9 protein-coding genes are annotated in these 12365 nt (G+C 72.8%); 7 read left to right on the forward strand and 2 right to left on the reverse strand.

Annotation, left to right across the window (positions count from 1 at the left end; translation table 11 throughout):
* Positions 1-26 precede the first annotated feature (26 nt).
* Complete coding sequence (locus OG758_RS29580) at positions 27-3368, reverse strand: FHA domain-containing protein (protein WP_326712730.1); 3342 nt, start codon at positions 3366-3368, stop codon at positions 27-29.
* Between the two features lie 403 nt (positions 3369-3771).
* Between OG758_RS29580 and OG758_RS29585 the strand changes: the two genes are divergently transcribed.
* The 4 genes from OG758_RS29585 (at position 3772) to OG758_RS29600 (ending at position 8918) form a co-directional block, all read left to right on the forward strand.
* The gene (locus OG758_RS29585; protein ID WP_326712731.1) at positions 3772-5427 is read left to right on the forward strand and encodes a serine/threonine-protein kinase; all 1656 of its coding nucleotides are present in this window, start codon (positions 3772-3774) and stop codon (positions 5425-5427) included.
* 137 nt (positions 5428-5564) lie between these two features.
* Positions 5565-6800 carry a serine/threonine-protein kinase gene (locus OG758_RS29590; protein ID WP_326712732.1) on the forward strand — a complete coding sequence of 412 codons (1236 nt, stop codon included), beginning with the start codon at positions 5565-5567 and terminating at the stop codon, positions 6798-6800.
* 78 nt (positions 6801-6878) lie between these two features.
* Entirely contained in the window at positions 6879-7982 is a 1104-nt protein-coding gene (gene prfB, locus OG758_RS29595; RefSeq protein ID WP_326712733.1) for a peptide chain release factor 2, read from the forward strand.
* Between the two features lie 291 nt (positions 7983-8273).
* Positions 8274-8918 (forward strand): hypothetical protein, encoded by a 645-nt coding sequence (locus tag OG758_RS29600; protein WP_326712734.1) that lies wholly within the window; start codon positions 8274-8276, stop codon positions 8916-8918.
* A 74-nt stretch (positions 8919-8992) separates the two neighbouring features.
* On the opposite strand, the gene OG758_RS29605 is transcribed toward OG758_RS29600, so the two are convergent.
* Positions 8993-9184, reverse strand: coding sequence for a hypothetical protein (locus OG758_RS29605; RefSeq protein WP_266563623.1), 192 nt, complete (start codon positions 9182-9184; stop codon positions 8993-8995).
* 292 nt (positions 9185-9476) lie between these two features.
* On the opposite strand from OG758_RS29605, the gene ftsE reads away from it, so the two are divergent.
* The 3 genes from ftsE (at position 9477) to OG758_RS29620 (ending at position 12361) form a co-directional block, all read left to right on the forward strand.
* A complete protein-coding gene (gene ftsE, locus OG758_RS29610; protein ID WP_116512695.1) occupies positions 9477-10166 on the forward strand; it encodes a cell division ATP-binding protein FtsE in 690 nt (229 codons plus the stop codon).
* 44 nt (positions 10167-10210) lie between these two features.
* A complete protein-coding gene (gene ftsX, locus OG758_RS29615; protein WP_326712735.1) occupies positions 10211-11128 on the forward strand; it encodes a permease-like cell division protein FtsX in 918 nt (305 codons plus the stop codon).
* Between the two features lie 78 nt (positions 11129-11206).
* Complete coding sequence (locus OG758_RS29620) at positions 11207-12361, forward strand: S41 family peptidase (RefSeq protein WP_326712736.1); 1155 nt, start codon at positions 11207-11209, stop codon at positions 12359-12361.
* Positions 12362-12365 lie beyond the last annotated feature (4 nt).

Consider the following 12365-nt stretch of genomic DNA (forward strand, 5'->3'; position numbering starts at 1 on the left):
CCCGGGCCGTCCCGCCGGGCGTGCCGTCACAGGAGGGACGGCACCTCCCGTGCCGCGACGGACCGGGCGGCCCGCTCCAACGCGCTGGCCAGCAGGGCGAGATCGGTCGGCCCGTTCCCCAGCTCCCGTACGGGGCGCCGGGTCGGCGGGTCACCCATCCGCGTCCAGTCGAGCGCCACCACCGTGGGCCGCTGCGTGGCCGTACGGGGGATGCGCCCCGTGACCCGGCCCGCCTGGAACGCCAGCTCGCGTCCGTCGGCGCCGGAGAGCCGGCCGCGGCCGGGTGCCGGATCGTCGGGACCGGCCGACGGGGCGTCGAGCACGACCCGAAGCGCCACACCCCACGCCGGCTCGGAACCGGACGCGCGGGCCGCGACCAGATGCACCCCGAGCCGCTCGCCGCCCCGGACGACGGCCTCCAAGGCCCGTACGACGGATCCCGCGGCGGGCCGCCCCGGCGAGCCGAGCGGCGGCGAGAGCAGCGCGTCCAGGTCGTCCACCAGGACGACGAGCCGGGGCAGAGGCGGCGCCGGGTCGGCCTCCTTGCGGGCGGCGGCGGGCCGCAGGCGCATGGTCGAGCTGGGTGGCGCCTCCAGGTCCCCGGCGCCCTGGTCGGACGTGCGGGGCGGCGCGGGGCGCTGGGAGACCATCCGGCCCGACACCTCGCGGTGGGTGTGCCAATCGGCGAAGTGCTGGCGCCCGAGCAGCTCGGCGCGGCGCTTCAGCTCGGCGGCGAGCGACTGGGCGAACTCCCGCATACGCACCGGGTCGTTGGCCGCCAGATGGGTCGTGACGTGCGGCAGGTCCGTGCAGACGCGCAGTCCGTCGCCCCGGTCGGCGCCACCCGTGCCGTCCCGGCCGTCGACGAGGACGAGCCCGAGCCGGTCCGGCCGCTCGGCCGCCGCGAGCGAGGCGGCGATCGAGCGCAGCAGCTCCGTACGGCCGCTGCCCGCCGGGCCCTCGATCAGGAGATGGGGGCCCTCCGCGGCCAGGTCCACGACGACCGGGCCGCGCGGCCCGGCGCCGAGCACGGCCCAGGCGCGCCCGCCGAGCGCCTCAGTGTCGTCCCCGGCGGCTGCCCAGCGGGCCATCAGGGATGCGGGCGTGGCCCGCGCGAGCCCCAACTCGTCCAGCAGGCGGGCGATCTGGGGCAGGGGTGCCGAGACCCGGGGGTGCGGCTCGCTCGGGCCGCTGTCGGTGCGCAAGGGGGCGAGGGCGCGCGCGAAGCGCTCGGCCCAGGCCGCCGACACCGCGTCGATCGCGGCGACCGTGCCGTGCCCGACGACCTGGCCGTGGGACGTCCGCAACAGCCGCAGCGCCGTCGCCACGTCCCCGCTGAGCAGCGCGACGGCGCCGCACGACTTGAACGCGGGCGACACGGCGCACGCCATCTCATAGGTCTGGGTGACCGGCGACGCGGGCGAGGACGCGGGGGCCTCGGCGAGACAGATGACGTGGATCCCGGCCCGGCCCCCTTCCGTCGCGAGCCGCACGGTGGCCTCGCGCAGCCCGGCCGGCCCGGGGTCCCCGTCGACGACGAGAACGGTCAGCGGGCCGGTCCAGCGGTGCCCGGCGCCGGGTCCCTGTGCCGTCCCGGGCGGCCAGGCATCCTCCGTGGCGGGGTGCCCGGCGGCGTACTCCGACGCGCGCCTGACCCGGTCCGTGGTGGGCCTGGAATCCCCGTGGCCGTCCGCCACGGCGTCGGACCGGCCGCCCGGACCCTCGTGCCCGTACGGCCCGGGCGCGGTCATACGGCCCCCGCGCTCCCCGGCGTCGGCGGCTTCACCCGAACGGGACCTCGGCACCATGGGCCCGAAGCCGGCCTGCTGCTGCCCCGCGCGGGCGGCCGCCGTCCCGGCGTCGGAGCGGCGCGACTCATCCGCGATGTGGTCGTCGAGACGGCGCAGGAGCTCGCCCGTGCGGGCCACCGCCTGCTCACGGTCGTACGCCAGGAGGAGCCGGCAGTCCTGGCCGTGCGCGGGACGCAGATGAGGGAGCCAGCCGAGCCAGGACCACTCGGCCGCGCGGTCCTGGACGCCGCGCGACCGGTCCGTGCTGACCAGGACGATCTCCAGCACGTCCGGTGAGTGCAGCGCCGCGAGCTGCGCGACGACGGAACGGGCCACGCCCGACAGCCGCGCCCGCGGCCCGGCGAGACCGAGCGCGCCCGCCTCCCGCAGCCCCACCGTCACCGGCACGCCGGGCAGCAGCCCCGTGCGGTCCGGGGACGTCCGGTCGTCCGTGCCCAGCCGCACCGCGAGCGCCTCGGGGTGCTCGGGGCCGCGCTCCCAGAGCCGGTGCCCCGGGCCGAGCGCGGTGAGCAGCAGCGCGGCGGCGTCGGGCCACGCCTCGGAGGATCCCCTGGAGGAGGGGGAGGCGGGCGCGAAGGTCTCGGGGACGTGCGGCGGCCCGCCGTCGTAGGCGCCGCTGTCGTACGGGGACAGGTCCCCGTCCGTGCGCCCGCCGGCCAGGCGCCGTGCCCAGGCGCCGAGCCCGCCGCGCCTGCGCTGCTCGCGTGGCACGGGCGTCCCGCGCGCGGGGGTGATGATCGGCGTGCTCTCGACGGAGGGCGGCCCGCCCTGCTCGGGCACGACGGGGCCGGAACCGGCGGCGAGCGCGGCGGGGCCGTACGTGTGCCGGGTCTCGCCCGCGTGAGCGGGATCGGCGGAGGGGACTTCGGATGCGCCCGCGTCCGGGGTCGTCACGCGGACGTGGCCCTCGCCGTCGGGCGCCGTCCGCAGTACGGGCCCCGAGGAACCGTTGAAAGCCGAGGAACCCGCGGCACCCTCGGGGGCCAGCCGCAGAGTGGACTCACCGAGGCGCAGGAGGGCGCCGGGGGCGAGCCGGGCGGGGCGGTCCCCGACGGGGCTGCCGTCGACCGTCGTCCCGTTCGTCGAGCCCAGATCCGTGACCGTCACACGGCCGTCCGTGCCGAGCGTCACAGCGCAGTGCATCCGGGACACATCGGGGTCGTCGAGCGCGACATCGGCGTCCGCGGAGCGGCCCACGCGGATCTCGCCGCCGTGCAGCAGATGCACACCGCCCGCGTCGGGCCCCGCCACCACATGGAGCTGCGCCGCGGCGCCCTCGATCTCGGGTCCCGGCTCGGCGGGAACGCCCAGGGACAGCACGGCCCCGTCGGTCAGCGGCGGCTCGCCCAGCGTGCACCGCTGCCCGTCGAGCCGCTCGGGTCCCGCGTAGAGGATCGCCGTGCCCTCACCGCCGGCGACGGCCGCCACCAGGGCGGAGGCCACCGCGGCGAGCGCGGTGCCCGCCGGGGCGGTGACCAGCACGTCGCACGACGCCGCGCGGCCTTGCGGGTCGGGGCGCGTCCCCAGGGGGTCTACGACGGTCAGCCGGATCTGCATCGCGTCAGCGGTCCCTTCTGCGCGGGCGCCCGGGAAGGGGCTGCACCGCGGTCACCCCACCGCAGATCCCCCACCGCACAACGGGCACGTAGGCCAGTACGAGAGGCATCCTCGCACTTGCCACCGACAACACGCCCGTCGGCCACCCGTAAGTGATCTTGATTGGTCGGCTCTGCCCGCAAAAGTGCCTGCATGATGCCGCTTGGGACCGCTCACGCCCTTGCCGGTGGCAACCAACAGCCCACCCCGAGCGTCTTTCCGTCGAACGCGGCTCCGGCGGGCAGGGAGTCGCGGAAGATCAACAGACAGTGGGTTGTTCGACGGCACTACAGTGGGTCGGAACACCCAGGAACGAGCAAGACCAAGCAGTACGCCAGTACGCAGCAAGCAGGGAGCGCATGACGTGCGGCCGGTAGGCAGTAAATACCTGCTCGAGGAGCCGATCGGACGCGGCGCCACGGGCACCGTCTGGCGGGCCCGCCAGCGGGAGACCGCGGGGGCCGAGGCGGCCGTCGCCGGGCAGCCCGGCGAGACCGTGGCGATCAAGGTCCTCAAGGAGGAGCTCGCCAACGACGCGGATGTCGTGATGCGCTTCCTGCGCGAGCGCTCCGTGCTGCTCCGCCTGACGCACCCGAACATCGTGCGCACCCGCGACCTGGTCGTCGAGGGCGAGCTCCTCGCCCTCGTCATGGACCTGGTCGAAGGCCCCGACCTGCACCGCTACCTCCGCGAGAACGGCCCCTTCTCCCCGGTGGCCGCGTCCCTGCTGACCGCCCAGGTCGCGGACGCGCTCGCGGCGAGCCACGCGGACGGCGTCGTGCACCGCGACCTGAAGCCGGCGAACGTCCTGCTGAAGCAGAACGGCGGTGAGATGCACCCGATGCTCACCGACTTCGGCATCGCCCGCCTCGCCGACTCCCCGGGCCTGACCCGCACGCACGAGTTCGTCGGCACGCCCGCGTACGTCGCGCCGGAGTCCGCCGAGGGCCGCCCGCAGACCAGCGCGGTGGACATCTACGGCGCCGGAATCCTGCTGTACGAGCTGGTCACGGGCCGGCCGCCGTTCTCCGGGGGGTCCGCGCTCGAGGTCCTGCACCAGCACCTGAGCGCCGAACCGCGCCGCCCGTCCACGGTGCCCGACCCGCTGTGGACGGTCATAGAGCGCTGCCTGCGCAAGAACCCCGAGGAGCGCCCCAGCGCCGAGAACCTCGCCCGCGGCCTGCGCGCCGTCGCCGAGGGCATCGGCGTGCACGCGAACTCCGCGCAGATCGCGGCCGCCGAGGGCGTCGGTGCCCTCCTCATGCCGGATCCGGCGCCCGCGCAGGTGCCGGGCATGCCCGGTGCGGCCGACCCGACGCAGGTACTGCCCAGTAACGCGGGCTCGTACGATCCGAACGCGGCGACGAGCGTCATGCAGTCCACCGGCATGGGTGACGCCGACCCCACCTCGGTCCTGCCGAACCGGGGCGCGGCCGACCCGACGGCCGTCATGCCGCCGGTCCCGCCGCACCAGCCGGGCGCGAACCCGGACGACCCGCACCCCTGGCAGAACCAGATGCGGGCGGCCCGCGACCGCAACGAGCAGACGCAGGTCCAGTACCTGGACCCGAACGACGACCCGCTGCGCCGCCGGCCGCAGCGCCAGCAGGGGCACCCGCAGCAGCAGCCCCAGCAGCCGCCTCAGCAGCAGTACGCGCCCCAGCAGCCCCGTCGGCAGCAGCCGCAGCAGCCGCAGCGGTACGCGCCGCAGCCCCAGCAGCAGTACGCGCCGCCGCAGCAGCCCCGCCAGCCGCAGCCGCAGGCGCCGCAGCGTGAGCCGCGGCAGCCGAGGCAGCGCAGTGCGAACCGGATGAAGATCCCGGGGCTCGGCTGCCTCAAGGGCTGCCTCTTCATGGTCGTCATGTTGTTCGTGGTGAGCTGGCTCGTCTGGGAGTTCACCCCGCTCCAGGACTGGATCGGCACGGGCAAGGGTTACTGGGCCCAGCTGTCGGACTGGTACGACACGGTCACCGGTTGGATCGGCGATCTGGGGAGCGGCAGCGGGGGTTCCGGCAACTGAAGTGAGCCGCACGCACCCGGCGTTGGGTGCGATGTTGGAGATTTGTCGACTTCCGGAGGGTGATTTCCCCCGCGGATGTGATGGTTGGCGTCCGAGCCGCGTAGCTTGGGCGCCAACACGCGTCTGTAGGAGCAGTCTTGGCACGGAAGATCGGCAGCCGGTACACCGCGAACCAGATCCTGGGACGCGGCAGCGCCGGCACGGTGTGGCTGGGCGAGGGACCCGAGGGGCCCGTCGCCATCAAGCTGTTGCGTGAGGACCTGGCCTCCGACCAGGAGCTCGTGGGCCGCTTCGTCCAGGAGCGCACGGCCCTGCTCAGCCTCGACCACCCGCGCGTGGTCGGCGTCCGTGACCTGGTGGTCGACGGGAACGACCTGGCCCTGGTCATGGACCTCGTACGGGGCACAGACCTGCGCACCCGGCTCGACCGTGAGCGGCGCCTGGCCCCCGAGGCCGCGGTCGCCATCGTCGCGGACATCGCGGACGGGCTCGCCGCCGCGCACGCCGCCGGGATCGTGCACCGCGACGTGAAGCCGGAGAACGTCCTCCTGGACATGCAGGGCCCCCTCGGCCCCGGCGGCTCCCACCCGGCGCTCCTGACCGACTTCGGCGTCGCCAAGCTCATCGACTCCCCGCGCCGCACCCGCGCCACGAAGATCATCGGCACCCCGGACTACCTCGCCCCCGAACTCATCGAGGGCCTCCCGCCGCGCGCCGCCGTCGACATCTATGCCCTGGCGACGGTCCTGTACGAGCTGCTCGCCGGGTTCACGCCCTTCGGCGGCGGCCACCCCGGCGCGATCCTGCGCCGGCACGTCACGGAGACGGTCGTCCCGCTCCCGGGCATCCCCGACGAGCTGTGGCAGCTCCTCGTCCAGTGCCTGGCGAAGGCGCCCGCGTCCCGTCTGCGCGCCTCCGAGCTGGCGGCCCGCCTGCGCGAGCAGCTGCCCCAGCTCGCCGGGATGGCGCCCCTCGACGTGGACGAGCCGGACACCGAGCCAGACCCGGAGCCGGAGGCCGCCCCGGCCGCGCCCGAGACGCCCGCCGCCCGCCGCGGCGCCGTCCCGCTGGTCCCCGGCGCGACCCCCGCCGACTCGAACAGGGACACGCACACGTCGATGCGCGTCCCGGCCCCCGACGAGCTGGCGGGCGGCGCCCGCGGTACCGCCCGCGCCCCTCGCGCGGCCGGAGCGCCCCGCCCCGGTTCGGCCCGCCACCGCGCCTCCGCCCGGCGCCGGAGGATCACGCTCGGCGTGGCCGGAGCCGTCCTCGTGGTGGCGGCCGGCATCGGCACGTGGGCGGCCGTGGGCGGCGACGACGCGGACGCGACGCCGGGCAAGAACCCCGGGCAGTCGGCTCCGGCCTCTCCCTGAGGCGGCCCGGCAGGCCCCCGGACCCGGCCCCGCGGCCACCAGGACCGGAGCACTTGCCCCAGCCGTTACGCTGGTGTCGTGGCAGTCGTCGACGTTTCCGAAGAGCTCAAGTCCCTCTCCTCGACCATGGAGTCGATCGAGGCCGTCCTGGACCTCGACAAGCTGAGGGCAGATATCGCCGTGCTCGAGGAGCAGGCGGCCGCACCGTCCCTGTGGGACGACCCCGACGCGGCACAGAAGATCACCAGCAAGCTGAGCCACCTCCAGGCCGAGGTGCGCAAGGCGGAGACCCTGCGCGGCAGGATCGACGACCTGAGCGTGCTCTTCCAGATGGCCGAGGAGGAAGACGACCCGGACACCCGTGCCGAGGCCGAGTCCGAGATGACCTCCGTCAAGAAGGCGCTGGACGAGATGGAGGTCCGCACCCTCCTGTCCGGTGAGTACGACTCCCGGGAGGCGCTGGTCAACATCCGCGCCGAGGCGGGCGGTGTGGACGCCGCGGACTTCGCCGAGCAGCTCCAGCGCATGTACCTGCGCTGGGCCGAGCGCCACGGTTACAAGACCGAGGTCTACGAGACGTCGTACGCGGAAGAGGCCGGCATCAAGTCGACCACCTTCGCCGTGCAGATCCCGTACGCGTACGGGACGCTCTCGGTCGAGCAAGGCACGCACCGGCTGGTCCGTATCTCGCCCTTCGACAACCAGGGCCGCCGCCAGACGTCCTTCGCGGGCGTCGAGGTGCTCCCGGTCGTCGAGACGACCGACCACATCGACATCGACGAGTCCGAGCTGCGCGTGGACGTGTACCGCTCCTCGGGCCCCGGCGGCCAGGGCGTGAACACGACGGACTCCGCGGTCCGTCTGACCCACCTGCCCACCGGCATCGTCGTCTCCTGCCAGAACGAGCGCTCGCAGATCCAGAACAAGGCGACCGCGATGAACGTCCTCCAGGCCAAGCTCCTCGAGCGGCAGCGTCAGGAGGAGCGGGCCAAGATGGACGCCCTCAAGGACGGCGGCAGCTCGTGGGGAAACCAGATGCGTTCGTATGTCCTGCATCCGTACCAGATGGTCAAGGACCTCCGGACGGAATTCGAGGTCGGTAATCCGCAGTCGGTGCTCGACGGCGAGATCGACGGATTCCTCGAAGCGGGAATTCGCTGGCGCAAGCAGCAGGAGAAGTAACCTCAGGTCTTTTCCAGCTTTGTCGACAAGGCAACTGCCGCCCACCGGGCGGCAGTTGCCTTTTACGTCACAGTCACATGTCCGTACGTCGGTCAACTCCCCTGATTTCGGGCATCACGTACGCAACGACCTTGACGCTGACATGAAAACTGGGAAGGCTGACGCGCGGCATGCGTATCAGTGGGACGCGTGTGCACCGGGGGACGGGCCAGCAGTCGCCGACTACCCCCCGGGCGGCCCCCGTCCCGCGCGCTGCTCCATCAACGATTAGCTACTGGGGGTAGCAGGCAGATGACCAAGAAGACGCGCATTCGTGTCGCGCGGATAGCAGCCGGTGCGGTGATCGCGGCGGGTGCGTCGCTGACCGCCGCGGGCGCCGCTTCGGCCCTCGACATCGGCGTCAACCTTCCGGGTGTCGGTGCGAAGGTGCACGCGGGCGAGGACGGTGTCGCAGCCGGTGTCGCCATCGGCGGCGAGGAGGACCCGACGGATCCGCCCACCGGCCTCCCGACGGACCCGCCCACCGAGGACCCGACGGACCCGCCCACTGAGGACCCGACGGACCCGCCCACCTCGGAGCCGACTGACCCGACCGAGGAGCCCACCGAGCCGACCGAGGACCCGACCACGCCGGGCAACGGCGGCGGCCACCACCACGGCGGTGGCGGCGGCAACCACGGCGGCGGGAACGGCAACACCGACCCCGACGGCGGCAACAACCCGGTCGAGCAGGGCCAGGGCAAGGACAGCCTGCAGGACACCGGCTCCGTGCCGGTCGCCCAGCCCGCCCAGAACGGCAAGTCCGGCGGTGAGCTGGCCGAGACCGGCGCCGCCGAGACCACGTTCCTGCTGATCGGCGCCGCGACGATGATCGCCGGCGGCATCGGCTTCCGCCTGCTGCCCCGCCTCGTCGGCGGCGGCCGCACGGTTGCCTAGGCAGCCGTAGGCGCGTACGTCCGCACGTAACGCGAGAAGGGCCCGGAGCATCGCTCCGGGCCCTTCTCGGTGTCTTAGACGGTTTGGTGGGCGAGGAGCGCCACCGCCGCGATGAGCACAGCCACAAGCACTATCAGGGCCATCGGGTGCAGACCCGCGAACGGGCTCTCCTGCTGAAGTCGCTCACGGTTCGCCCGGCATACGGGGCAGCGACCCTCGCTCACGGGCGCCGCGCAGTTCGCGCACACCAGCCGGTCATAGGTCATGCGCTCTTCCTCCTCCCGCGCGGCGGAGCCGCCACAGCACAATTCTCTCCGCACAACGCTCCGGGGAACGCAACCGTTCCCCCTACCACTGTGCCAGCTTCCGGGGATTTCGGCGCACCTCCCCGGATGCTGCCCCTTTTGGACCCGTTCCGTTCCCGCCAGGACCTGTCTGTGACCGGGCAATCATCGGGACAAACCGCTCAACCAAGGACGCCGACTGCGGCGGGCAGCCGGGTTCGCGTATGGTCACGCTCACCTACCCCCGACGCCCACGATGCACCGAGGCGCACCCGTGATCCGATTCGACAACGTCTCCAAGGCCTACCCCAAGCAGACCCGGCCCGCCCTCAGGGATGTGTCCCTCGAGGTCGAGCGCGGCGAATTCGTCTTCCTTGTGGGATCTTCCGGCTCCGGAAAGTCCACCTTCCTGCGGCTGGTCCTGCGCGAGGAGCGCACCAGCCACGGCCAGGTGCACGTCCTGGGCAAGGACCTGGCACGACTGTCCAACTGGAAGGTGCCGCAGATGCGCCGCCAGCTCGGCACGGTCTTCCAGGACTTCCGGCTCCTGCCCAACAAGACCGTCGGCGAGAACGTCGCCTTCGCGCAGGAAGTCATCGGCAAGTCCCGTGGCGAGATCCGCAAGTCCGTGCCCCAGGTGCTCGACCTCGTCGGCCTGGGCGGCAAGGAGGACCGGATGCCCGGCGAGCTCTCCGGTGGTGAGCAGCAGCGTGTGGCCATCGCCCGCGCCTTCGTGAACCGCCCCAAGCTCCTGATCGCCGACGAGCCGACCGGCAACCTCGACCCGCAGACCTCGGTCGGCATCATGAAGCTGCTGGACCGGATCAACCGCACCGGGACGACCGTCGTGATGGCCACCCACGATCAGCAGATCGTGGACCAGATGCGCAAGCGCGTCATCGAGCTGGAGAAGGGCCGTCTCGTCCGCGACCAGTCGCGCGGCGTCTACGGCTACCAGCACTGAGCCCCGTGAGCACCAGAGCACTGAGAAAGGCCTGAGCAGACGCCATGCGCGCCCAATTCGTCCTGTCGGAGATCGGCGTAGGTCTCCGCCGAAATCTCACGATGACCTTCGCGGTCATCGTCTCGGTCGCCCTCTCGCTCGCCCTGTTCGGCGGCTCGCTGCTCATGCGTGACCAGGTGAGCACGATGAAGGGCTACTGGTACGACAAGGTCAACGTCTCGATCTTCCTGTGCAACAAGGGCGACGCCGAGTCGGACCCGAAGTGCGCCAAGGGAGCCGTCACCGCCGAGCAGAAGCAGCAGATCCGCTCCGACCTGGACAAGATGCCGGTCGTCGAGAAGGTCTCCCACGAGTCGGCGGACCAGGCGTACAAGCACTACAAGGAGCAGTTCGGCGACTCCCCGCTGGCCAGCTCGCTGACGCCGGACCAGCTCCAGGAGTCGTACCGGGTCAAGCTCAAGGACCCGGAGAAGTACCAGGTCGTCGCGACCGCCTTCGACGGGCGTGACGGGGTGCAGTCCGTGCAGGACCAGAAGGGCATCCTGGACAACCTCTTCGGACTCCTCAACGGCATGAACTGGGCGGCGCTCGCCGTGATGGCGCTGATGCTCGTCGTCGCGCTGATGCTGATCGTCAACACGGTGCGCGTCTCGGCGTTCAGCCGCCGCAGAGAGACCGGCATCATGCGCCTGGTCGGCGCGTCCAGCTTCTACATCCAGATGCCGTTCATCATGGAGGCCGCCGTCGCCGGAGTCATCGGCGGTGTGGTCGCCTGCGGCATGCTCCTCGTGGGCCGCTACTTCATGATCGACCACGGTCTGGCGCTCTCGGAGAAGCTGAACCTGATCAACTTCATCGGCTGGGACGCGGTCCTGACCAAGCTGCCGCTCGTCCTCGCGATCGGCCTGCTGATGCCCGCGATCGCCGCGTTCTTCGCGTTGCGCAAGTACCTGAAGGTGTGACAAGACTCCCCGGAGTCGCAGGGCGCCGTGCGGTTCAACGAGCCGTACGGCGCTTCGCGTTGTCCTAGACTCACCGTCATGTCGGGCCCCGAACTGTTCTCCAGGCCCCGCCGCTTCGGCCGCGGGGCGGCCCTGACATTGGTCTTCGCGAGCGTCCTCGCGACCGGCGTCGCGACGGGTTCGTGGAGCGCCGAGGGCGGCAAGTCCGAAGGGCGTCCGGCCGGTTCGGCCACCGGCGGCGGACACGAGGACGTGCGGGACGCGGCCGCCGAGGCGATGGCCGACGGCAAGTCCCCAACGCAGGCCGCCGAGGAGGCCGTCAGTCGCAGCGGCGACCGCTGGGGCGCGGTCTACTCGCAGGGCGAGTACAAGGAGTTCGAGCAGGAACTCGACGGCCAGTACACGGGCGTCGGCCTCTGGGCCAGGCGTACCGCCGACGGCCGGATCGAGGTCTCCAAGGTAGGTTCCGGTTCCCCCGCGGCGCACGCGGGCGTGCGTCCCGGCGACCGGCTCCGCACCGTCGACGGCCGGCCCGTCACCGGCCGCCCCGTCACCGAGGTCGTCTCCCTACTGCGCGGCGAGCACGCGGGGACGGCGGTCCGGCTCGGCCTGGCGCGCGGTACGCGCGCGTGGACCGAGACCCTGCGCCGGGCCAACCTCGCCACCGAGTCCGTCGCCGTCTCCCGCCTCCCCGGGGGCACCGTCCTGATCAAGGTCGCCGCCTTCACCAAGGGCTCGGGTGATCGCGTACGGTCCGCCGTGCGCGACGCCCCCCACGGAGACGGCGTCCTCCTCGATCTGCGCGGCAATTCGGGCGGCCTGGTCACGGAGGCGGTCACCGCGGCGTCGGCGTTCTTCGACGGCGGGCTCGTGGCGACGTACGACGTACGAGGACGCCAGCGCGCCCTGCACGCCGAGCGCGGCGGCGACACCTCCAGACCGGTGGTCGCGCTCGTCGACAGCGGCACGATGAGTGCGGCCGAGCTGCTCACCGGGGCTCTCCAGGACCGCGGCCGCGCGGTCGTCGTGGGCTCGAAGACCTTCGGCAAGGGTTCGGTCCAGATGCCGAGCCGGCTTCCCGACGGCTCCGTGGCCGAGCTGACCGTCGGCCACTACCGCACCCCCACCGGCCGCGCCGTCGACGGCCGGGGCATCACCCCCGACCTCGAGGCCGAGGAGGGCGCCCGGCAGCGGGCCGAGACAGTATTGAGTGGCCTCGGGGACCCCTCGTAGTGCG

This window comes from Streptomyces sp. NBC_01474 (assembly GCF_035918215.1).
Classification (GTDB): Bacteria; Actinomycetota; Actinomycetes; order Streptomycetales; family Streptomycetaceae; genus Streptomyces; species Streptomyces aureus.

What these genes read in the sequence shown, in the direction of transcription:
- OG758_RS29580 (WP_326712730.1), bottom strand. Translation starts at nt 3,368, where the DNA reads ATGCAGATCCGGCTGACCGTCGTAGACCCCCTGGGGACGCGCCCCGAC.
- OG758_RS29600 (WP_326712734.1), top strand. Translation starts at nt 8,274, where the DNA reads ATGACCAAGAAGACGCGCATTCGTGTCGCGCGGATAGCAGCCGGTGCG.
- OG758_RS29605 (WP_266563623.1), bottom strand. Translation starts at nt 9,184, where the DNA reads ATGACCTATGACCGGCTGGTGTGCGCGAACTGCGCGGCGCCCGTGAGC.
- ftsX (WP_326712735.1), top strand. Translation starts at nt 10,211, where the DNA reads ATGCGCGCCCAATTCGTCCTGTCGGAGATCGGCGTAGGTCTCCGCCGA.
- OG758_RS29620 (WP_326712736.1), top strand. Translation starts at nt 11,207, where the DNA reads ATGTCGGGCCCCGAACTGTTCTCCAGGCCCCGCCGCTTCGGCCGCGGG.